Source organism: Acinetobacter sp. SCLZS86 (assembly GCF_021560715.1).
GTDB lineage: Bacteria > Pseudomonadota > Gammaproteobacteria > Pseudomonadales > Moraxellaceae > Acinetobacter > Acinetobacter towneri_A.
The window spans coordinates 2,607,929-2,630,413 of the sequence record NZ_CP090864.1 but is presented as its reverse complement, the minus strand read 5'-3'; the positions used below and the strand labels follow the sequence as shown (position 1 = coordinate 2,630,413).

Genomic DNA, 22,485 nt, shown 5'->3' with positions numbered 1-22,485 from the left:
ACATTATAAGACGTAGCAGTTGTTAAAGGACTATTTTAGCTAAAGTTATCCCGTTAAAATGACAGGACTTTATTAATCTCTATTTTTTTTGTTAAGTGCATGACTTTTAATAGGTCATTGATATGCTAACTTAGCAACATTGTTTAACATTAAGTATAAAACCAAAGCGGTTGATCTTGGATTGAGGAAATAAAATGCATTCATTGGAACAAAAGTTTCTAAATGACTTAGATGACAAGCTTTGGAAAGCCGCCGATAAATTACGCAGCAGTCTGGATGCCGCTAACTACAAGCATATTGTTTTAGGACTGATTTTCTTAAAGTACGTATCAGATGCTTTTGATGAACGGCAATCTGAACTCAAAGAATTGTTTGCACAAAAAGACGATCACAACATCTATTACATGCCGCGTGATCAGTACGACAGCGAAGAAGAATACCAACAGTCTATTGCTGATGAACTAGAAATACTGGATTACTACCAAGAAAAAAACGTATTTTGGGTGCCAAAAGCAGGCCGCTGGTCAAATATCCGTGATGCAGCCGCTTTACCAATTGGCTCAACCATTTGGCAGGATGAACAAGGTACAGATGTCAAACTGCGTTCTGTATCCTGGCTGATTGACAATGCCTTTGATGCAATTGAAAAAGCCAATCCAAAGCTTAAGGGTATTCTTAATCGTATTGGACAGTATCAGCTGGACAATGACAAACTGCTTGATCTGATCAACACCTTCTCTGATACCAGTTTTACCAAGCCTGAATATAATGGCGAAAAACTCAGTCTGCACAGCAAAGATATTCTCGGGCATGTCTACGAATACTTTTTAGGACAGTTTGCTTTGGCTGAAGGCAAGCAAGGTGGGCAGTACTACACGCCTAAAAGCATCGTAACCTTAATCGTTGAAATGTTGCAGCCTTATAAAGGTCGTGTGTATGACCCTGCAATGGGTTCAGGTGGATTCTTTGTATCCAGTGAAAAATTTATTGAACAACATGCACAGGAAAAGCATTACAAAGCATCAGAGCAGAAAAAGCATATTTCTATTTATGGGCAGGAAAGCAATCCGACCACATGGAAACTGGCAGCTATGAACATGGCGATTCGCGGGATTGATTTTAATTTTGGTAAGAAAAACGCAGACAGCTTTTTAGATGATCAGCATCCAGACTTACGTGCTGATTTTGTTATGGCTAATCCGCCTTTTAATATCAAAGATTGGTGGCATGCTTCGCTAGAAAGTGATGTACGCTGGAAATACGGTACACCGCCACAAGGTAATGCCAACTTTGCTTGGATGCAGCACATGCTACATCATCTGTCACCAACAGGCAGCATGGCACTTTTACTTGCCAATGGTTCGATGAGTTCCAATACCAACAATGAAGGTGAGATTCGTAAAAACTTGATCGAAGCCGATCTGGTGGAATGCATTGTTGCATTACCAGGACAACTGTTCACCAACACGCAAATTCCAGCCTGTATCTGGTTTCTAACCAAGGACAAAAAGAATGGCTTGTCGTTAGATAAAAAGAAAGCCAACCGTGAAGGCAAGACGCTGTTCATCGATGCCCGTAATTTGGGCTATATGAAAGATCGCGTACTGCGTGACTTTACCGATGCAGATATTGCTAAAATCACCAATGCTTTACATGCTTGGCAACAAGGCGAAAATTTTGAAGGTGAAGCGTATCAAGATGAGAAAGGGTTCTGTTTCTCTGCTGAGTTAAAAGATATACAAAAGCACGACTACGTACTGACTCCGGGGCGTTATGTGGGTGCAGTCGAGCAGGAAGATGATGGCGAGCCATTCGCTGAGAAAATGCTGCGTTTGACCGCTCAGCTCAAAGAACAATTTGCTGAAAGTGCGGTCTTGGAAAGTGAGATTAAAAAGAACCTAAAGGGCTTGGGCTATGAGTTCTGATCATTCTTTATTGCTGGAAATTCAGAAGGGTGAAAGTCAAACCCTTGAATTTAAAGAGCAGTTACCGAAAGGGCAACAGGTCGCAAAGACCCTGATTGCTTTTGCCAATACCAGTGGTGGTAAATTGGTAGTGGGTGTAAGTGATGATCGCCAACTCGTAGGTATTCAAGATGATATTTTTGAGCTGCAAGATCAGATCACTTCGATGATCAATGAACTGTGTGCGCCAAATATTTTGCCGTATATCTATATCGAGAATATCCAGGGCATTGAGTTGCTAGTGATTGAAGTCAGCCGTGGTTCATTATTGCCTTATTATCTCAAGCCGCAAGGCAAGGCACAGGGGACGTATATCCGTTTAGGTGCAAGCAATCGTGTGGCATCGCCTGAATATATTCAGCAACTTGAATTGCAACGTCTGAACCAGACTTTTGATGAACAGCCGAATCCACAATACAGTTTAGATGACATTGATTTACAGCCTTTACAGCAAGCCTTTGCTGATCTGGGTAAAGAGCTGTCTTTGCAGAAAATGCGTAATCTTAAATTGATCATTCAGCAGAATGGACAGGATTACCCAAGTCATGGGTTACTCATTTTGTTGGGGCTTTATGAGCAAGTTGAGATCAAATGTAGCCGCTTTAAAGGCACGACCATGACAGTGTTTTTGGATAAGAAAGAATACCGTGGAGACTTATTTAGTCAGTTGAAGCAAACAGAGCAATTCATCAAAAACCATCTGCATCTACGTGCTGAAATTTTAGGGTTACAACGTACAGAAAGTTTTGAAATTCCAATCCCTGCTATTCGTGAAGCCTTGGTGAATGCAGTGCTGCACCGTGACTATAGCAATGCAGGGCGTGATATTAAGGTTGGCATTTATGATGACATTTTGAATATCGTATCGCCAGGTGGATTACCAAATGGACTCACTGAAGAAGATTTAGCGCAAGGTCGTTCAGAGATTCGTAACCGTGTTCTGGCGCGTGTGTTTAAAGAGCTGGGTTATATCGAGCAGTGGGGCAGTGGTATTGCCCGTATTAAAGATCTTTGTTTACAAGCAGGTAATGCAGAACCTCAACTGAAAGCACAAGGTGATTTTGTAGATTGGGAATTTTATCGTCCTTCGATTGAGCAATTAGGTGGCTTAATAGGTGGCTCAATAGGTGGCTCAATCCAAGAAACTATGCTGACAGATCGTCAAAAAGAGATTTTGGTTTTGATTCAACAAAATCCCAAAGTTTCCTATCGTACTATGGCGGAGCAGCTCGGTATTAATGAGTCAGCAGTGAAAAAGCATCTAAACAACTTAAAAGATGCAGGCTGGCTTGAGCGTGTGGGTGGGACTCGTGGCTATTGGGTGATTAAGAAAGAGTTTGGGGGTGTGGTGTGAGTTCTACTCTACGTTTGTTTTGGGAAGCTGCGGGCGGTAATGTGCCTGAGCATTGGGAATTTAAAACAATAGATGAGTTATTAGAGCATCCGAAGGCTATATCAGTTGGTGTGATGTATCCGGGATCTGATACTGATGGTGGTGTTCCTTTAATTAAGGTTTCTGATGTTAAAAATGGAGCAATTGCATCACGCCCTTCATTTTGTATCAGTAACAAAGTTGATGAAGAGTATAAAAGGACTCGTTTAAATGGTTCGGAGCTTTTACTGACATTAGTCGGTAATCCCGGTGATTGTGTAATCGTAACTGATGAAATGTGTGGCTGGAACGTGGCTAGAGCATTGGCTGTGATTCGCCTGAAAGATACTCAATTGCGGTCTTGGATACGTTATGTACTGGCAAGTAAGCCCGCACAACATTTAATAGAAGCTAGATTAAATACCACAGTTCAAAAAACCTTGAATTTAAAAGATGTACGGGAAATTGGCATTCCAATTCCTCCTAGAGAAGAACGTGATTCAATAACAAAAGTAATTGATTTAATTGGGAAAAATACATTAATTAATACGCAAATAAATCAAACCTTAGAATCTATCGCCCAAGTGATTTTTAAAAGTTGGTTTGTCGACTTCGATCCTGTCCGTGCCAAAATTGCAGCTAAGCAGGAAGGAAAAGACCCTGAACTTGCTGCCATGTGTGCCATTAGTGGTAAAAACGAAGAAGAGCTTCAGCAAATGTCTGAAGATGATTTTGCTGAGTTACAAGCGAGTGCTGCGCTGTTTCCTGATGAGTTGGTAGAGAGTGAGTTGGGGGATGTGCCGAAGGGGTGGGAATTACAGCAACTTAAAGATATTGCCAAATATAGCTCTAATAAGATTTTATTAAATGACCTAAATCTTGAAAATTATATCTCTACAGAAAATATGTTATCTGAAAAGAAGGGAATTGAAAAAGCGAGTTCATTGCCAAAAGTGAATAACGTGCCTGCTTTCAAAAAAGGAAATATTTTAGTTTCTAATATTCGGCCTTATTTTAAGAAAATTTGGTTTTCTTCTTTTGAGGGAGGACATTCTAATGATGTCTTAAATTTTGAGGTCTTAGAAGAAGGTTGTGAGGAATATTTATACAATTTAATTTACCAAGACAGTTTTTTTGATCAAATGATGGCTTCATCTAAAGGATCAAAAATGCCTAGAGGTGATAAAAAAGCTATTATGAATTTTCAGGTTGTTATACCATCAATAACTTTAAGGAGACTATATTCGAGAAAAGTTAGAAAATTTTATTTAAAACAAAATATTATAGAAAAAGAAAATCAGGCTTTAAAAAGTATTAGAGATACTTTATTACCAAAATTATTATCGGGTGAGGTTAATTTGGCGGCGTTGCAGTGTGAGGGTGCTAAAGCATGAGTATTACAGTTGAACAAATAAATCTTTGGCGACAATTGCCTTCGGAAACACAAAATCTGGAATTTAAAGAAGCAAAAACACAATACGATACTAAAAAATTATCTCGATACTGCGTTGCTATTGCAAATGAGGGTGGTGGTCATCTAATTCTCGGAGTCAAGGATAAATTGCCTCGAGAAGTAGTAGGAACGCAGGCTTTTAATGATGTTGTTGATATAGCTGGTAAGTTATTTACTTGGGTTGGATTTCGCGTTGATATAGAAGAAATTAATCATCCAGATGGCAGAATATTAGTATTTATTATTCCACCACGCCCTAGGGGAACAGCTTATCACTATGAAGGTGCTTATCTCATGCGTTCGGGTGAGGAACTCGTTCCTATGTCTGAAGACCAACTGCGTAAAATTTTTGCTGAAGGACAGCCTAATTGGTTGGAAGAGATTGCACTTAAAAATATATCAGCTCAAGATGTAGTACATCTTTTAGATACTCAGACTTTTTTTGAATTATTGAACCTACCATATCCGACGGATCAATCAGGTGTAATTGGAAAACTTATTAGCGAAAAGCTGATTGAGAAAACAGATGTTGGTTTTAACATACTGAATATTGGCGCAATATTACTGGCTAAAAATCTTAAAAATTTTAGCCATATTCAGAGAAAAGCAACTCGGGTAATTGTCTATAAAGGGGAATCAAAATTAGAAACACTTTCTGACTTAACTGGAGAAAAAGGTTACGCAGTTGGTTTTATTGGGCTAGTTCAATATGTCATGGGTAAATTGCCTCAAAATGAAATAATAAAAAATGCTATCCGTAAAGAAGTGAAGTTAGTGCCAGAAGTGGTTATTAGGGAGCTACTAGCAAATGCCTTAATTCATCAGGACTTTGAAATGACAGGTGCATCACCTGTGGTAGAGGTTTTTTCTAATCGCATAGAGATTTCCAATCCTGGCGAACCAATTGTACCTGTTGAACGATTCATTGATGGTTATCAGTCTAGAAACGAACGTTTGGCAGATATAATGCGTCGGTTTGGTATTTGTGAAGAAAAAAGTAGTGGTATTGATAGAGTAATTGAATCAGCTGAGATTTTACAATTACCAGCTCCTGAATTTCTTATAAGCCATAAAAGAACAATAGTCGTTATTCATGGGGAAAAAGCTTTCCGCGATATGAGTGGTAGTGATCGTATTCGAGCATGTTATCAGCACTGTGTTCTACAATATGTCTTGAGAAAACAAATGACGAATCAATCACTAAGACAGCGTTTTGGTGTATCAGAAGGAAGTGCTAATATTATTTCTCAAATAATTTCTTCTGCTGTCGAACAAAATTTAATTAAGAATGATCCGAATGCCCCTGACTCTAGACGTTATGCTAGATATATACCATTTTGGGCATAAAATCTTATTTCATCGCAAATCGAAATTACTCTTGAATTGTCTGTAAGATTTTGATTTTAAATTTATTTTTTATTTCATTCCAAATCAAGCCAGTGGTTTTGATTGGGGGCTTAACTATGAATAAGACGGAATCTAAGTTGTTATTAGGATACATAATCTTATTTCAGAGCAAATCAAAGTGACTTCTAATTTTAAATTTAAAATATTGATTAACAATTATTTTCTTATTTCATTGTAAGTTGATAAAAATGCTAGATAGGTGAATTTGATCATGAACGAAACACAACTCGAAAACTTATGCCTAGATTGGTTCGCTGAAAATGGCTGGGAAGTCGTTCATGGTATTGATATTGCACCTGATAGCAGTAATCCTCTACGCAAAGACTATAAACAGATTTTAATCGAAGCTGATTTACAGGCGGCTTTTGAACGCTTAAATCCACATTTGCCTGCAAGCTGTTTTGAACAGGTTTGGCAAAAACTGAGCAAGCCTGAAAGTTTGGATCTCGTCACCAATAACCGTGCTTTCCATCGTATGTTGTTGGAGGGTATGCCTGTCACGTATAAGAAGCAAGATGATTGGGTACATGACCATGCCTTCTTGGTGGACTTTAACCATGTTCATCAAAATCGCTTTGTGGCGATTAATCAATTTACTATTCTAGGTACTAAACAACCTCGACGCCCTGACATCATCTGCTTTATCAACGGTATTCCGTTTGCCGTGTTGGAGCTAAAAAGCCCAACCGATGAAAATGCTGATATATGGGATGCCTTTAACCAGTTGCAAACCTACAAAGAAGAAATCTCGGATTTATTTGTTTATAACGAAGCCTTGGTAGTGAGTGATGGCGTAACAGCACGTGTAGGCTCACTGACGGCGAATCAGGAACGTTTTTTGCCGTGGCGTACGATCAAGAATGAAGATGATAAACCTGCTTTAGAATGGGAACTTGAAACATTAGTTCGAGGCTTCTTTGACCGAGAGTTGTTTTTAGATTACATCCGATTTTTTGTGTTATTTGAAACAGATGGTGAAAAGACCATTAAGAAAATTGCAGGCTATCATCAATTCCATGCGGTTAGAGAAGCCGTACAAGCGACCATTGCGGCATCCAATCCAACTGGGGACAAAAAAGCAGGCGTTGTGTGGCATACACAAGGCTCGGGTAAAAGTATTTCCATGTGCTGCTATGCAGGCAAAATTTTACAGCAGCCAGCCATGCACAACCCAACCTTGTTAATCGTAACTGACCGTAATGACTTGGATGGACAGCTTTTTGAAACCTTTAGCAATGCTCAAGGTTTATTAAAACAAACGCCAGTACAAGCAAATAACCGTGATGAGCTGAGAAAGTTTTTAGCTGAGCGTGAGTCTGGTGGCATCATCTTTACCACAGTACAAAAATTCGCATTACTAGAAGGTGAGAGTGAGCATCCATTATTGAATGGACGCCATAATATTGTTGTGATGTCAGATGAAGCACATCGTAGCCAATATGGTCTGAAAGCAAAACTGAGCAATGATGGCACATACAAGTTCGGCTATGCCAAGCACATGCGCGATGCTTTAAAGAATGCTGCTTTTATTGGCTTTACTGGAACTCCGATTTCGAGTGAGGATAAAGACACCAGAGCTGTCTTTGGCGACTATGTTTCCATCTATGACATTCAGGATGCCGTCGATGATGGTGCAACCGTCCCAATCTACTACGAATCACGCTTGGCAAAGCTGGACATCAATCAGACTGAAATTGAAGATTTGTCTGATCAAGTCGATGAGGTTGTAGAAGATGAAGAAGATGTCGGTAACAGGGAAAAGACCAAGAGTGAGTGGAGCCGACTAGAAAAACTGGTGGGTGCCACACCACGGCTGAAACAGATAGCAGCGGACTTGGTTGTTCACTTTGAAGCCCGTACCGAAGCAACGGCAGGCAAAGGCATGATTGTCAGTATGAGCCGCGAGATCTGTGTTCATCTTTACAATGAGATTGTTGCCCTCCGTCCAGACTGGCATGATCCTGACCCTGAAAAGGGAAAAATTAAAGTGGTCATGACGGGATCAGCCTCAGACAAACCGTTACTGCAACCGCACATTCACAACAAGCAAGTTAAAAAGCGTCTTGAGAAACGCTTTAAGGATGTCAAAGATCCTTTGCAGTTAGTGGTTGTTCGCGATATGTGGCTCACAGGTTTTGATGCACCGTGCACGCACACCATGTATATCGACAAGCCAATGAAAGGCCATAACCTCATGCAGGCGATTGCACGCGTGAACCGGGTCTTTAAAGATAAGCAAGGTGGTCTGGTTGTTGACTATATTGGCATTGCTAATGAATTGAAGCAGGCCTTAAAAACCTATACCGATGCCAAAGGGAAAGGTGAGCCGACCTTACGTGCAGAAGAAGCCTATGCGGTTCTTGCTGAAAAGATGGATGCAATACGAGGAATGTTCACCAAAACCAACGAGCAGGCAGGTATGGATTTGGGTGCTTATGAAACTCAGGCACACCGACTGATTATCCCCGCAGCTAACTATGTGCTGAGCTTAAAGGATGGTAAAAAGCGTTTTCTTGATTTAGTTCTGGCAATCAATAAAGCCTTCTCTTTATGCAGCACCTTGGATGAAGCGAAGAACCTGCACAAAGAAATTGCCTTTTACTCAGCCATTAAAGCAGTCATTAGCAAGCATACCTCTGTAGATCGTAAACTGTCGCAAGCGGAAAAGGACAGTACGCTAAAACAGATTCTGGACAATGCTGTCATTGCTGATGGGGTAACAGATGTCTTTGCAATGTGTGGTTTGGATAAACCCAACATTGGCTTGCTTTCAGATGAGTTCTTGGAAGATGTACGGCAGATGCCATACCGTAACTTGGCAGTTGAACTTCTGGAAAAGTTACTCAATGATGGCATTAAGGCAAAGACGCGAAACAATGTGGTACAGGAAAAACGCTTCTCTGACCGTTTGCAGGAAACCTTGAGGAAATACAATAACCGAGCGATTGAAACTTCTCAGGTCATTGAAGAACTCATTCAAATGGCAAAAGAATTTCAGGCAGAGATGCAGCGTGAAGCTGCACTTGGTTTGAATCCTGATGAAATCGCTTTCTATGATGCTTTGGCAAACAATGAAAGTGCTGTCAGAGAGCTTGGAGACGATACGCTGAAACAGATCGCACGAGAGATTACAGAGAAGCTTAGGAAGTCAACGACAGTGGATTGGCAGGTTAGGGATAGTGTGCGTGCTCAGCTGAAAATATTAGTACGTCGTACTTTGCAGCGATGGAAATACCCGCCTGATAAAGCGGCTGAAGCGATTGAGCTTGTGATGAAGCAAGCTGAGCAGTTGTCGAATGCGTGGACGACTAGCTAAAAAATCATTTATAAAGAACGTAATGTACACAAAATAATTTACATGCTCTTCTTGGGCGAAACCTTTGAAAAAATAGATAAAGTTACAATAACCAATGTATTTTGGGGGGAACAATGCGTATCGAAAAAGTTAGAGTTGAGGGGTATAGACTTCTTGAAGATATTGAGATTGTATTAGAAAAGAATTCAACTGTGATTGTAGGGCGAAATAATAGCGGAAAAACATCTTTTACTAGCATATTTGATTGTTTTTGTGGTGAGTCAGGAGCCCGTTTTAGGTTGGAAGATTTTTCTAGTTTGTCTCGTGAGAAGTTTTTAAATGCAAGAAAATTGAAAGAAGAGGGGGCAAGTCCAGAGCAGATATATAATACACTGCCTATAATCACTCTTTCTTTGACATTTCGATACGATAGTGATGCCCCGACTTTAGGGCCTCTTTCACCATTTATCATTGATTTAGATATGGACTCTACAACAGCGATTGCTTGTATTGAATATAGGCCTGTCTTAGCAAAAATGCATTTGTTGTTTGATATACCTCAACCACCAGTAGGTATGGAACCTCAAATACATTTTTTTAAGTGTTTACGTAATAACTTATCAAAAATTTACGAAGTGCATGTTAGTGCAATAGATCCGACGGATAAGTCTAATAAGAGAAATTTCGAGGATACTTCAGCATTCGCAGCATTATTACAATGTAACTTTGTTCAAGCACAAAGAACTCTTGATAAGACAAAGCTTGGTGAGGCTGATGTTATCGGAAAATTACTTAGTGAATTGTTTAAAACAGCTGCTGCACCAACGGCTACAGAATCTGATCAAGAGTTAGCTGCGAAATTAAAGAAATCTGTTGAAGATATTGAGCTTAATGTTCAAAGTGATTTTGACAAAATGCTCAAAAAGTTATTACCTGTTATGGGGGTGATGGGTTTTCCAAGTCTTAATGATACTGAATTAAGGCCTGAAACTTCATTAAATGTAGAGGCACTTTTGTCTGGGCATACAAAAGTTGTTTATAGTGGTACAGATGGTGTGCATTTACCTGAGGGATATAATGGTCTTGGTACGCGAAATTTAATCTATATGCTGCTACAACTTGAAAGCTATCACAAAATTTACCGATCTCAAATTACTCGCCCTTCAGCCCATTTGATATTCATTGAAGAACCTGAAGCTCATTTGCATCCACAGATGCAGGAAGTTTTTATTAATCAATTAAATGTTGCTATTCAAAAGCTTTCGAGTGCCTATCCAGCAGAAGACGTTTGGAATGTTCAGTTTATTATTACTACACATTCTTCTCATGTTGCTAATGCGGCATGTTTTGATGCAGTAAGATATTTCTATAACCAAAAAGATGCAGTGAAAAGTATTAGAAATACTAAAGTTAAAGATTTTAAAAAGGGTATGCAAACAATATCTGTTACTGATAAAGAGTTCTTGCATAAATACATGACTCTGACTAAGTGTGATCTTTATTTTGCAGATAAAGTGATTATGGTTGAGGGGACAACTGAACGGTTATTAATGCCTCGCCTCAGAGAATTAGTTGATAAATCCTTACCAGAACATCAAAAATTAGCAAGCCAGTATGTAACTTGTATTGAAGCTGGAGGAGCTCATGCTCATCTTTTTTATCCACTCCTCGACTTTCTTGAACTTAAGACTTTGGTAGTTACTGATTTAGATTCAATCAAAAAGGTGGAAAAAGAAAATAATAAAAAAAAGAAAATTAACGTATGGGAAAAATGCCCAGTAGCGGAAGGTACGCGAACCTGTAATACCGCAATAAGATATTGGTTTGCTCCTAAGGATATTAAAAAGATAGAGGATTTTCATTTATCCCCAGTAGAACTTTCAGGCAAATCTCGCCACTGAATGCCTGTGCGCATACGATAAAGTATGCCTTCCAGTGTATTTCGGTGTTCATATTTATTGTAAACACGCCCTGTCTCTTTAAGTATTTGCTTTAGGGCTTCCTAGGCGTTATCTGTTAGCATTGTCCTTGGCATAGCAACGTCCGTTCTCGGTGGTATTTTTGATTTTTGGCGAAACCATTATACCTTGTTGCTATGCCGTTCATTTTTCACTCAAAGATGTAAGCATCCGGCTAACACAGCCTTACCAAGCGATCCTATAAGCCTTAATTTAGTTCCCACCTAAAAACAAGTGGGGACTTAATCCATGAACATGGATATATATTCAGCAACACCTCCTGTTGCTAAAAAACGCAGAACATACAGCCAAGAATTCAAACTCAGTATTGTCAATGCCTGTAAAAATCCTAATACCTCGATCGCTTCGGTCGCACTGCAACATAGTATTAATGCCAACCTTGTCAGTCGTTGGATCAGGATCTTCAGCCATCATGAGGGTGCCGTGCAGGATCCTACTCATGTGAATCCAGCATTTATTGCTTTGCCTTACACTGCTGCAATCAGCCAACCTATTGATGAGAGGATCACGTTGTGTATCACCGTGCCTCATACGAATAATGATATTCAGCTAAAATGGCAGACATCAGAAATACCTGTCTTGGCAGAATTACTCAAGGCACTTGCAACATGATCCGCATTGATGAAATCTGGTTGTCTACTCAGCCCATGGACATGCGTGCAGGTATGGATACGACCATGGCTCAGGTGGTGAGAGCCTTTGGCTACATCAAACCGCATTGTGCTTACCTGTTCTGTAATAAACGTGGCCATCGCATAAAAGTGCTGGTACATGATGGACTGGGCATCTGGCTGTGTGCCCGGCGGCTGGAACAGGGCAAATTTCACTGGGCTAAAGTTCACCAGGGTGAAAGCGTAGCCCTCAGCCCGGAACAGTTACAGGCACTGATCCAGGGTTTGCCTTGGCAGCGCATTGGACGACAGCAATTGGTCACAATGCTCTAAACTAGCTTGGTCCATTCTGCTATTCTCCAAACGTTCTATTTCATTCTTCTCATGACCTCAGGCATACTGCGGTCATGAATACACTGCCTGATTTAAGCCAACTGACCCATGAACAACTGCTGGAATTTACTAGACAGTTGGCAATGCAACATCAGTCTCTGGCACAATCAAAACAAGAATTAGAAAAATCAAACCAGCAATTAGATGCCAAAGTTCAACATCTTGAAGTATCCAATCAGCAATTAGATGCTCAAGTTCAGCATCTTTCTATTCTCAATCAAAAATACGAGCATGAACTGGCGCTGTTTAAACAGCATAAATTCGGCAGTAAAAACGAACATCTCACCGCAAAACAAATCCATCTGTGGGATGAGGCGGTCGAAGAAGATATCGCAGCTGTTGATCTGGAACTGGAACGACTGAATGCAGATAAAACCGATGCAGCGACACAGAAAGCCACAGTCAACAAACCTAAACGTCGACTGCTGCCAGATCATCTACACACCATCCGTATTGAGCATGAACCTGCATCAACCCAATGCAGTTGTGGCTGCCAGTTACGTCGTATCGGCGAAGATATCAGTGAAAAACTGCATTTCAGACCGGCACAGTTCTATAAGGAACAGCATGTACGTGGCAAATGGGTCTGTGATCAGTGTGACACCCTGACTCAGCAAGCGATGCCTGCCTATGTGATTGATAAAGGCATTGCTTCACCTGAACTGCTCAGCCATGTGCTGGTATCGAAATATGCCGATCATTTACCGCTGTACCGTCAACGTCTGATCTATCAGCGGGCGGGAATCGAGCTTTCTAGATCAACGTTATCTGACTGGATAGGTCGCTGCGGTGTAGAACTGGAGCCTCTGGCCAATGCCTTAAAAGAGGTGGTGCTGCAACAGCAGGTGCTGCATGCAGATGAAACACCAGTCACCATTATGCGGATGGGTGATGATGAGAAAAAACCGAAGAAAGGTTATGTCTGGGCCTATGCCACCACACAGTACAATCCAGTTCAGGCAGTGATCTATGACTTTCAAGATAGTCGTTCAGGCCAGCATGCTGAAGAGTTCTTGAAAGGCTGGCAGGGTTATCTAGTCTGTGATGATTACAGTGGTTATAAAGCACGCTTTAAATCAGGCGATGTCATTGAGGTGGGCTGCATGGCCCATGCACGTCGTAAATTCCATGAACTGCATGTAACTGGGAAAAGTCAGGTCGCTGAACAGGCCTTAGTGCTGATTCAGAAACTGTATGCGATAGAAGCAGAACTCAGGAAAAAGACCGATGGTACAGCGGAAGACCGCCGCGAATACCGACAACAGCATAGTCAACCGGTGATGCAACAACTATATGAATGGCTCAACCAACATCAACTGACGGTACCATCGAGTTCTCCAACCGCCAAGGCCATCAATTACACTCTGAAGCGTTGGCCAGCCTTAAGCCGCTATCTGGATGATGGCAATCTACCTATAGATAATAATTGGGTGGAAAACCAGATGCGACCTTGGGCGTTGGGACGTAAGAATTGGCTATTTGCAGGTTCGCTGCGCAGCGGTCAGCGAGCGGCAAATATCATGACTTTAATCCAGTCAGCAAAGCAGAATGGGCTGGATCCGTATGCCTATTTAAGTGATGTTCTGAAAAGGCTGCCGACACATAAAGTGACCCAGATTGAAGAGTTACTGCCACACTGCTGGAAACCTGAATCGAATTAAAAATTGGTATGGGATTCAGCGGACGCTTACTCAAAGATCAACAGCCTCTAGTAAGGCACGTACTTGAAGCACTTAAAAGATAAAAATAAAGGCTCTCTAATGTGTTTAGGAGCCATCTAACTTATAGTTGTTTCGGGTGAGGCTTATTTGTTTTTGTGCTCCAGTGCTGTAAGTGATGTACCTACGATAAATATAGACACGACAAACAAGCCTAAATCTTTTAGCAAAAACTGGCCAGGAACCACAGAGATCGCAGGAAACCCAAGAGATGCCTCAAAAACACCGGGTGTAGTCAGCATGAACGACAATGTCGTAAAAAAGAGTCCGGTTGAAAGTACACCGCCCAAGATTGCGAGCTTAGGGGAGAAAACTCGTGCAGCGATTAACAGGCCAACTGAAATTTCAAGCACACCCAGAAAATTTGAGAATCCTTGAATGCTGAGGAAGCTATACATCCACGAAAGCAGAGGGCTATTACTAACAAAACCATGTATACCGTTTGCTTCGTAGCTAGTGAATTTCATGCCACCAAACCACAAATATATTATCGTCATGGCAACGTAGATGCCACCTATACCAAACTTAGTGATTTTTGCACCGAGATTATTACTAAGGGTATTGGTAGTCTGGACACCATTTTCAATTTCGGGAATAGTCATCTTATATCTCCAATTATTTTTAGCCATGTGGACTCACTCTATGTAGCCCACTAAAATGATATGACTCTTGAGAAAAACTATATGTTTACTCGAGTCGAACCTAACTTAGGTAATTGCTGTAGTTGAGCACCAATGGATTAGACATCAATGCCTAGTGGTTGAACGGCCGGGAAGTCGACCTCGGTCTGTGTCACTTCGTTAACGTAGTTAGTGAAAGTGTTCAGGGCAACAGCCAACAGAATATCCACTACATGTGCATCACTGTAGCCAGCGTTCAGCACCGCTTGGACCTGGTCATTGCTGACTTGCCCGCGCTGGCGGACTACGGCGGCAGCAAAACGCACGGCTGCGTCGGCCTTAGGGTCATTTGATGCACCGCTGCGGTTGGCAGTGAGTTCAGCATCATCAAGCTTGGCCACCTTACGGCCTAGGAAGGAATGGGCAGCAAGGCAATAATCGCAGCCGTTGATCTCAGCGACGGCTAGGGCAATACGCTCAAGAGTCGCTGTACCCAAGCCGCCCTGTGCTGATGCTGCGCTCAATTGCAGGTAGCCAGTCAGCGCAGCAGGGCTGTTGGCAACGACGCGGAACATGTTAGGAACGCGGCCCAGTTGTTTTTCCACAGCCTTGAGTGAGGTATGGGTAGCAGTAGGCGCGGCGTCGATTGTGGTAGGGGTGTTCAAACGTGACATAAATTTCTCCTAGTGATTTGAAAGACAGCACGCTGTATTGGCGTGGAATAAATTGTATTTAAGAAGGTTCTGCTTGATAATCCGTTGCTATCAGACAGCTCATCTTCACGTCTTGCGCAGTCGCCATTTCAGTGCCACTACACACCTTCGTTGACGTCACGCCGTCCTGATTTCTAAGGAGGTCTTCGAGACCCCAAAAACACCCTCCGGCAACGATCACATAATCTAGTTTCATAAAGCCTCCTTAGTTTTCATCCACTTACTGATTAGACTGACTTTACAGCATGTAAAATAGATATAATATGTTCAATAGTTCGTATAACATGACCTATTGGACAGTTTACGTAGGGGCTATGTATGGATGCAGACTTTGGATATCAGATTAAAAGAGTTGTGAAATTAAGGGTTCACGAAAAACTGCAAATATAGGGCAAATCAGATTGTCTATACCCATAATTTAGAGCGCCCGAGCATCAGGAACTCACTGAAAGCAGACGTTTCTGAAAATAAACAAGGCACAGCGCTTGAAAATTTCGAGACATCAACGTTTTGCCAAAAGGCTAAAAATGCGTGCACTACTCATTTCGCATTTAAAGAGAGCATCGGTTATTAGGCAATAACGATGTGGCCAAAATTTGTCGACCACTACACTATCTCGTAAACGAGTTTGATAGACGTCAACTAGTACGTATTTTTAGTGTAAGGTCATATTAATGCACGATGCTAAACTCTGCTGTGAGCTAGGTAGGATGTATAAATACCATAAATATTTCAATGCTTTACTTTTTAAAGCTCAAGTGAGTTACTCAGTTCCGACTGTTGGTGGCAGATTTGGAATCTCGCGATTTGTCTTAAATGTCAGCCAAGCAAGTCTCTCGCTAATAAAGTGTTGACTATCCCTGACAAAGTAACAATTTCTTGCCATAATCAGACTTAAGCACTTTACTTAGAGTGTATGTGCGCCGCTTAATGCATCAATGCTGCTAATTCCCTGATTGACATCAATCACTTTGTTTCCTGTTTGATACTCTGAGATAAACAAGATCGAATGATGCAAAAGGGGACTATTTAAATACTGAGGGAACAAATGGCAGTAGATTTGAGCATAGAAACCGCTCTGCTCCTAGAGCGCTGGCAAGGCATTGTAAACTCGATGGCTCAAGTCGCGGAAGTGCCTTGTGTGCTGATTAATCGATTAGATAAAAACGAAATTTGTCAGGCTGTTGGCAGTGTGTCAGTACCAACTTTTTATTGCGGTGAACCTGTTCCATTGGCACTTAACACTTATTGTTCCCAAGTCATTTCCAGTAACCAGCCATTACTAGTTGAAAATGCAATCGGTACCCGATATGAAAACAATAACCCAACATTTGCAGCAGGCTTTAGTTATTACTATGGCCTGCCATTGCTTTGGCCTAGCGGAAAAACTTTCGGTACTTTGTGTATGTTGGACTTTTCAAGCCCAGATCGGGCATCACAACACTGTTCCTTACTCACACTTTTTAAGCAGGCCATTGAATACGATTTACAGATGCTTCAACAACAGCAAGATCTGCTAAAGCGTGAGCAACAAGCAGACAAAAAATTTATACAACTATTCAATGAGATGTCAAATAGGATAAGACCGGTAACTAATAATAAGTTGCTTCAATCTGAGTTGTTTGTACTTTTGACAAGCCAATACCAATACTGGCATCAGGAACTGGATAAGCAGCTTAATCAAACCGTCCTGACTGATGAAAACTCCATTCATATAGCGGCACTGGTTCGAATTTGGTCAAATTTGTTGGCGATTGCCCATGAAACAGAATGGTTGAGAGCTACGGCAGTTCTAGAACCTTATAGTTGTGATGCTGTTGCGTCACTGGTCAATGCAACTCCATTATTAGAACAAGCAGTGTATAAAACAGCGCTGACCCTTGGTGCTGATCTCGTTTTGAGGAGTCATTTGCCTAATCCACTGTTACTAAGTGGGAAACCAGAGTTATGGTCTCTGATAGGACTAGCTATCACGAGCTTTTTAGTTGTTGGCGCCAGCGGTACAAGTATAACTATTTTTGTCAGTAACCGATTAAAAGGTAAGTACAGAGTTTTGGAATGGTCCCTTCTTGTAAAAGGCCAGACGATGCCGCTGCGTTTTACCCGCGATAATCAAGCGCTTTATGGTTTTGCAACAGTATGTGCCGAGTTAGCGGGTGCTGTTCTTGAATCTGGTGAGTGGCAATTAACTGAGAGTCTTCAGCAACAGAGTCGTTATCTCAACTCAAATCGTGATCACGTTGACGACATTGAAAGCAGGAATGCTTCAAGAACTGCTAATGGCATAACCAGGCTTATCTGCTTATCGATACCGGTGATGGGAGACGATTTATAAACACTCAGCGATGATCAGCGAAGTTGTGTTTTAGTTTTCTTGTTGGCACTACATCCGGTATGGCGGCCTTTAATCTGAGAGTGACACTTGGGATAACTGAAAAACTGGCTGTGATTCTGCTGAACGGAGCTTGGTGCTAAGCATGTTGGCGTCATTCAAAGCAAGGTCAACACTGCTATTAACGTTTACGATTATCTGACGGACGTGCTGCTGCGCGTCAACCAACATCCAGTAAGCAAGGTACATGAACTAATGCCGAAGTTACGGAAAGCTCAGTTCGAAAGCGCATTACAGCGTTCAGCTCTATTTAGCAATCCCGATGCTTCGGTAAAATAAGCCACGGAAAATGCTCCGGAGGCCGCATGCACACTAAATAGATGACGTTAGACGAAGAGTTGGATTTAAACGAGCAAATTATAGAGCCTGCGACCGGAAAAGCCAAAAGTTTATAAATACAGCTAAAACTCAAATCAAGCAGGCGAATATTGTACAAAACAATACCATTGCTACAGAGATAACTTCAAGTCTGACAGATCTATGCTAGAGTTAAATTGTTAGCGGCAGTGTAAAAATGACCCCCTAATGGCATTTAAAAACTGACCCCCTTGGTTAATATAGCGGTCATTTTGGACTGCTCAACATGTTAACTTTGGAGCAAGCAGTGACAATCCAAATACTTCATCAACAAGGTAAATCTATTAAAGCCATTAGTCGTGAACTGGGGGTGTCCAGAAATACCGTACGTAAATATTTACGGCAAAACACCACACCTCAGTATCAGCGTATACAGCCTAGAATAAGTATCCTTGACCCATATAAACCCTATTTACTCCAACGTGTAAACGCAGCTCATCCTGAATGGATTCCTGCTGTTGTGCTCTACCAGGAAATTTTAGGGTTGGGATATCCAGGAAAGATCAGGATCTTGAGGGAATACCTTGCAACATTAAAACCAGTTGCTCAACCGGAACCGATCATTCGTTTTGAAACCCAACCTGGCCAACAAATGCAGGTGGATTTCACCACAATTCGACGCAACAACACGACTTTAAAAGCCTTTGTCGCAACATTAGGGTATTCCAGAGCGACTTTCGTGAAATTTTATGATCATGAACGTACGGATGCATGGATCGATGGTCTGGAAAATGCATTTCAGTTCTTTGCAGGAGTACCTCAAGAAATCCTGTTTGATAACGCTAAAACGATCATGATTGAACGGGATGCCTATCAGGAGGGGCAGCATAAATGGAACCCCAAACTGCTCGATTGCGCCAAGAAATACAGCTTTCGTCCCCGCGTATGTAAGCCCTACCGTGCACAGACCAAAGGCAAAGTTGAACGCTTTAATGGATACCTCAAATCAAGCTTTATTGTGTTATTAAAAGCAAGCTTGAAGACTTCGAGTTTACTGTTAGATGTTGATGTCGCCAATGCCCATATTGGCCGGTGGCTACATGAAACCGCCAATCAGCGGATTCATGCCACCACGCAAGAAAAACCGGCTGTTCGACTGCAACAGGAGCAGCAAAAATTTACGCCATTACCGCAATCAGATACAGGTTCCAGCACTGTACCTGTTGCAGCAGCACAGCATGTCATGCCCTACGAGAGTTTGCAGCATCCCTTATCTGTATATGACCAGTTGCTGGGAGTTTCCTGATGAATCTGCAATACGACCGTATAGAGCAGCTTTGCCAAAAGCTCAATCTGCCTGCCATCGCATCACAATGGTCACATCATGCACAACAAACATTAGGTCAGGATGGAAGTTATGCCGACTTTGTTGAAGCGATCTTGACGCATGAATATGCTGCCAGGCAACAGCGCAGCCAGCAGGTACTGATGAAACTCTCAGGCCTGCCTCAAGTCAAAACCCTGGAAGACTATGATTTTAATTATGCCCTAGGGGCCCCTAAATCACAGGTGATTGAACTGTTCAATCTGAGCTTTATTGCTAGAACAGAAAATGTGGTGTTTCTCGGGGCTAGCGGAGTAGGAAAAACGCATTTATCTATGGCATTAGGCTATAAGGCCATCATGAACAGCATTAAGATCAAGTTCATTACCGCAGCGGATTTAATGCTGCAACTGAGTACAGCCTATCAGCAAGGTAAATTGAAAACCTATATGCAACGTGCGGTACTGGGACCAAAGTTACTGATTATCGATGAAATTGGTTATTTACCGTTTGGACGTGAAGAAGCGAATCTGTTCTTTAACGTGATTGCCAAGCGTTATGAAAAAGGCAGTACGATATTGACGAGTAACTTACCCTTTAGCCAATGGTCTAAGTCATTTGCGGATGATGTTACGTTGACCGCTGCGATGTTAGATCGGCTATTACATCACTGTCATGTGGTACAGATATCGGGTGAGAGTTATCGTTTGAAGGATAAAAAAAGAATTGGGATTCAGCCCCAGGTTGAAATTTAATACGAGATCAAAGGGGTCAATTTTACTTCGCCATTTTTAAGGTAAAAGGGGTCAATTTTAAAATGCCGTTGACAAAATCAACGATTTAATTCATTTTTCTATGCAGGATCTTTGAAAAATGCAGTAGAAAAACGGAGAAGTACATGACCTTTAGTTTAGCTCAAACAGCTAGTGCAGAAACCACACTAAAAGCACCTGCTGAAGCAGATCAGAACCTGCGGGATATCACTGAACTGGCGTGTTATATCTGTGATGCACCAGTGGCTATGGTGACGCGAACCGATGACACAAAGCTGAATCTAATTGCAAAAGTTGGTATTTCGCGTACCTCTGTATTAATTAAAGAGTCCTTTTGCGTGTATGCAATGGAAACACCTGATGCGGTAATGGTGGTCCCTGACGCTACTTTAGATCACAGATTCAGTACCAATGCTATGGTGATTTCAGGACCTGGCTACCGATTTTATGCTGGCTCGCCGCTGATTGATCCCGAAGGTGCAGTGATTGGTACTATTTGTGTCTATGATCATGTTCCTAAGCAGCTGAACCAGCGGCAGATAAGCTCTTTGCAGGCTCTGTCCAGACAAGTGATCGCCATACTGGAGCTGAAAAAAGTCGGCGAACAATTACATAATACCAGCATGACGGATGCGCTGACAGGGGTGAACAACAGAAGAGCTTTTGACCTCAAGTTTGAAGCTGAATTTGCTCGCTGGCAAAGAACAGGACAATCTTTTGTACTGGCATTGATTGATATTGATCACTTTAAGAGTTTTAACGACAGCTATGGTCATGCCGCAGGAGATGAGGCACTGAGTCAAGTCGCGGCTCTGTTTCAGCGCCATAGCAGGAACTATGACTTTTTCGCCCGTTATGGTGGTGAAGAGTTTGTGCTGATCCTGCCAGGCACAGACACAGCGTCCGCAAATAAAACACTGGAAAAGTTAAGGCTGGTAGTGGCTAACCATGAGTGGTTATTACGACAATTAACGGTCAGCATAGGTTTGGCCAGCGCTGATTTATTTGACGACAAAAAGCAGTTGCTCGAAGTCGCCGATCAGATGTTATACAAAGCTAAAACCCAAGGCCGCAATCAAACCAGTGTGTTCGCCACACTGTAAGAGATCTGTTCATGCTGCGCTGATCTCAAGACCTCATAAAAACTGAGGTCTTGCTTCGGTCGATAAGCTGGTCTGATATTGGCATTATTTATTCCTTTCAAATACATGGGTAATGCGACTTACACAGATTTTTTATGCTCTCTTGGACTCCATGTGAAGGAGATCGTCACATTCTTTACATATAGAAAATAGAGTTCTTTAGCCAGCTGCAATTTCAGATTAACCGATTCGGTAAGCTTTCTGCATTTCCGGAGACAACTTTTTTAGCCAGCTTGAGAGACTGAAGCCTTTTCTATCGGTACTATTTAATTTAGTAAAATACAGATGTTCATCCCAGCGAGGACCGAAATCTACTTCTGCAAGACTTACAAGCTGTTTGTTTCTGCGAAGACGATGCTTTTGATGGTAATCTTCGGCGGGCCAAAAATAACCATTTTGTTCTCCGGCCTCAATCACCTCGGGAGATTTCTCCTTTCCAATCGCTTGAATCAGTTCTTCAGCTACTTGTTTTTGCTCCAGATCAAAAACAAAAAGTATCTGGCGATACTGGCCCTGCTTTCTACCATGAACAGACCATGATTCAAAACTTCCAAGAAGTTCCCTGTAGCTGATTTGGTCTTTATCGTAGATCACTCTGACGACTTCGGCGTGTCCGTTGATGTTGCGGTAACTCGGATCCAGAGTTGATGCTCCAGCGTAGCCAACACGTGTTTGCACTACTCCCTGCGTCCCTCCAAAATTAGAATCCGGTCCCCAAAAGCAACCCATGCCGAAAACCGTTTGACTAAGCTTCCCGATTTTCAATGCTTCTTCGATTGCTTCAGGGGTTGCAAATTCATAGCTTTCAACACCGTCTTCTTTATTCATTTTTAGATCCGACATATTTTTCACCTAACTTTCAAAAATTGAAGCCACTCCCATTCCTCACGCCGTGCAAACGACGATAAGACCACGTTTTCCAACACCAGCTTGATGAAGTATCTTTGCTAAAACTCCGCAGCATGTTTCTTGGTAACACAACTGCGGAAAATTGCTGTAATCATTGATCTTACTGCTTATTAAGTTATTAAT

The 22,485-nt window shown here is 41.7% G+C and carries 17 protein-coding genes and 1 pseudogene; 13 read left to right on the top strand and 5 right to left on the bottom strand.

Features of this window, described 5'->3' with window-relative positions:
- The first annotated feature begins 194 nt into the window (after positions 1-194).
- From LZP46_RS12545 to LZP46_RS12520, 6 genes are all read left to right on the top strand, one after another.
- Positions 195-1,925: a class I SAM-dependent DNA methyltransferase gene (locus LZP46_RS12545; protein WP_178319568.1), complete on the top strand. Its 1,731-nt coding sequence runs from the start codon at positions 195-197 to the stop codon at positions 1,923-1,925.
- Entirely contained in the window at positions 1,915-3,318 is a 1,404-nt protein-coding gene (locus LZP46_RS12540) for an AlbA family DNA-binding domain-containing protein (RefSeq protein ID WP_178319567.1), read from the top strand. Before LZP46_RS12545 ends, LZP46_RS12540 begins: the two co-directional genes overlap by 11 nt.
- On the top strand, positions 3,315-4,730 hold the full coding sequence (locus LZP46_RS12535) for a restriction endonuclease subunit S (RefSeq protein ID WP_178319566.1): 1,416 nt from the start codon (positions 3,315-3,317) through the stop codon (positions 4,728-4,730). Before LZP46_RS12540 ends, LZP46_RS12535 begins: the two co-directional genes overlap by 4 nt.
- Positions 4,727-6,136, top strand: coding sequence for an ATP-binding protein (locus LZP46_RS12530; protein WP_178319565.1), 1,410 nt, complete (start codon positions 4,727-4,729; stop codon positions 6,134-6,136). The genes LZP46_RS12535 and LZP46_RS12530 overlap by 4 nt, the downstream gene beginning before the upstream one ends.
- Positions 6,137-6,407: 271 nt before the next feature.
- A complete protein-coding gene (locus LZP46_RS12525; protein ID WP_178319564.1) occupies positions 6,408-9,512 on the top strand; it encodes a type I restriction endonuclease subunit R in 3,105 nt (1,034 codons plus the stop codon).
- A gap of 113 nt (positions 9,513-9,625) precedes the next feature.
- The gene (locus LZP46_RS12520) at positions 9,626-11,392 is read left to right on the top strand and encodes an ATP-dependent nuclease (protein ID WP_002115233.1); all 1,767 of its coding nucleotides are present in this window, start codon (positions 9,626-9,628) and stop codon (positions 11,390-11,392) included.
- Here LZP46_RS12520 and LZP46_RS12515 read toward each other — a convergent pair.
- Positions 11,371-11,478 (bottom strand): annotated as a pseudogene (locus LZP46_RS12515) (transposase); the annotation flags it as partial. The gene LZP46_RS12520 and the pseudogene LZP46_RS12515 sit on opposite strands and share 22 nt — an antisense overlap.
- Positions 11,479-11,698: 220 nt before the next feature.
- Here LZP46_RS12515 and LZP46_RS12510 point away from each other — a divergent pair.
- The 3 genes from LZP46_RS12510 (at position 11,699) to tnpC (ending at position 14,135) form a co-directional block, all read left to right on the top strand.
- Entirely contained in the window at positions 11,699-12,082 is a 384-nt protein-coding gene (locus LZP46_RS12510) for a transposase (RefSeq protein ID WP_125318918.1), read from the top strand.
- Positions 12,079-12,414, top strand: a complete 336-nt coding sequence (gene tnpB, locus LZP46_RS12505) for an IS66 family insertion sequence element accessory protein TnpB (protein ID WP_236094015.1) — start codon at positions 12,079-12,081, stop codon at positions 12,412-12,414. The genes LZP46_RS12510 and tnpB overlap by 4 nt, the downstream gene beginning before the upstream one ends.
- A 74-nt stretch (positions 12,415-12,488) precedes the next feature.
- Positions 12,489-14,135 carry an IS66 family transposase gene (gene tnpC, locus LZP46_RS12500; RefSeq protein WP_236094014.1) on the top strand — a complete coding sequence of 549 codons (1,647 nt, stop codon included), beginning with the start codon at positions 12,489-12,491 and terminating at the stop codon, positions 14,133-14,135.
- A gap of 143 nt (positions 14,136-14,278) precedes the next feature.
- Here the strand turns inward: tnpC and LZP46_RS12495 are convergent, their stop codons facing one another.
- From LZP46_RS12495 to LZP46_RS12485, 3 genes are all read right to left on the bottom strand, one after another.
- Complete coding sequence (locus LZP46_RS12495) at positions 14,279-14,794, bottom strand: YkgB family protein (RefSeq protein WP_004911234.1); 516 nt, start codon at positions 14,792-14,794, stop codon at positions 14,279-14,281.
- 137 nt (positions 14,795-14,931) lie between these two features.
- Positions 14,932-15,486, bottom strand: coding sequence for a carboxymuconolactone decarboxylase family protein (locus LZP46_RS12490; RefSeq protein ID WP_000088799.1), 555 nt, complete (start codon positions 15,484-15,486; stop codon positions 14,932-14,934).
- Positions 15,487-15,544: 58 nt separating this feature from the next.
- Positions 15,545-15,721: a peptide-methionine (S)-S-oxide reductase gene (locus LZP46_RS12485; protein WP_005006244.1), complete on the bottom strand. Its 177-nt coding sequence runs from the start codon at positions 15,719-15,721 to the stop codon at positions 15,545-15,547.
- 852 nt (positions 15,722-16,573) lie between these two features.
- Here LZP46_RS12485 and LZP46_RS12480 point away from each other — a divergent pair.
- The 4 genes from LZP46_RS12480 (at position 16,574) to LZP46_RS12460 (ending at position 21,414) form a co-directional block, all read left to right on the top strand.
- The gene (locus LZP46_RS12480) at positions 16,574-17,860 is read left to right on the top strand and encodes a GAF domain-containing protein (protein ID WP_000257537.1); all 1,287 of its coding nucleotides are present in this window, start codon (positions 16,574-16,576) and stop codon (positions 17,858-17,860) included.
- A gap of 640 nt (positions 17,861-18,500) precedes the next feature.
- Positions 18,501-19,520: an IS21-like element ISAba8 family transposase gene (istA, locus tag LZP46_RS12470; RefSeq protein ID WP_236094013.1), complete on the top strand. Its 1,020-nt coding sequence runs from the start codon at positions 18,501-18,503 to the stop codon at positions 19,518-19,520.
- Entirely contained in the window at positions 19,520-20,293 is a 774-nt protein-coding gene (gene istB / locus LZP46_RS12465; RefSeq protein ID WP_178319071.1) for an IS21-like element ISAba8 family helper ATPase IstB, read from the top strand. The genes istA and istB overlap by 1 nt, the downstream gene beginning before the upstream one ends.
- 143 nt (positions 20,294-20,436) lie before the next feature.
- Positions 20,437-21,414 (top strand): sensor domain-containing diguanylate cyclase, encoded by a 978-nt coding sequence (locus tag LZP46_RS12460; protein WP_002119794.1) that lies wholly within the window; start codon positions 20,437-20,439, stop codon positions 21,412-21,414.
- A 219-nt stretch (positions 21,415-21,633) separates the two neighbouring features.
- On the opposite strand, the gene LZP46_RS12455 is transcribed toward LZP46_RS12460, so the two are convergent.
- Positions 21,634-22,296: a peptide-methionine (S)-S-oxide reductase MsrA gene (locus LZP46_RS12455; RefSeq protein WP_001281573.1), complete on the bottom strand. Its 663-nt coding sequence runs from the start codon at positions 22,294-22,296 to the stop codon at positions 21,634-21,636.
- Positions 22,297-22,485: the final 189 nt, after the last annotated feature.

Bases quoted from the DNA above. Each gene is read 5' to 3' on its own strand.
- LZP46_RS12545 (WP_178319568.1), top strand. From the start codon at position 195: ATGCATTCATTGGAACAAAAGTTTCTAAATGACTTAGATGACAAGCTT.
- LZP46_RS12540 (WP_178319567.1), top strand. From the start codon at position 1,915: ATGAGTTCTGATCATTCTTTATTGCTGGAAATTCAGAAGGGTGAAAGT.
- LZP46_RS12530 (WP_178319565.1), top strand. From the start codon at position 4,727: ATGAGTATTACAGTTGAACAAATAAATCTTTGGCGACAATTGCCTTCG.
- LZP46_RS12525 (WP_178319564.1), top strand. From the start codon at position 6,408: ATGAACGAAACACAACTCGAAAACTTATGCCTAGATTGGTTCGCTGAA.
- LZP46_RS12520 (WP_002115233.1), top strand. From the start codon at position 9,626: ATGCGTATCGAAAAAGTTAGAGTTGAGGGGTATAGACTTCTTGAAGAT.
- LZP46_RS12510 (WP_125318918.1), top strand. From the start codon at position 11,699: ATGAACATGGATATATATTCAGCAACACCTCCTGTTGCTAAAAAACGC.
- tnpB (WP_236094015.1), top strand. From the start codon at position 12,079: ATGATCCGCATTGATGAAATCTGGTTGTCTACTCAGCCCATGGACATG.
- tnpC (WP_236094014.1), top strand. From the start codon at position 12,489: ATGAATACACTGCCTGATTTAAGCCAACTGACCCATGAACAACTGCTG.
- LZP46_RS12495 (WP_004911234.1), bottom strand. From the start codon at position 14,794: ATGACTATTCCCGAAATTGAAAATGGTGTCCAGACTACCAATACCCTT.
- LZP46_RS12490 (WP_000088799.1), bottom strand. From the start codon at position 15,486: ATGTCACGTTTGAACACCCCTACCACAATCGACGCCGCGCCTACTGCT.
- LZP46_RS12485 (WP_005006244.1), bottom strand. From the start codon at position 15,721: ATGAAACTAGATTATGTGATCGTTGCCGGAGGGTGTTTTTGGGGTCTC.
- LZP46_RS12480 (WP_000257537.1), top strand. From the start codon at position 16,574: ATGGCAGTAGATTTGAGCATAGAAACCGCTCTGCTCCTAGAGCGCTGG.
- istA (WP_236094013.1), top strand. From the start codon at position 18,501: ATGTTAACTTTGGAGCAAGCAGTGACAATCCAAATACTTCATCAACAA.
- istB (WP_178319071.1), top strand. From the start codon at position 19,520: ATGAATCTGCAATACGACCGTATAGAGCAGCTTTGCCAAAAGCTCAAT.
- LZP46_RS12460 (WP_002119794.1), top strand. From the start codon at position 20,437: ATGACCTTTAGTTTAGCTCAAACAGCTAGTGCAGAAACCACACTAAAA.
- LZP46_RS12455 (WP_001281573.1), bottom strand. From the start codon at position 22,296: ATGTCGGATCTAAAAATGAATAAAGAAGACGGTGTTGAAAGCTATGAA.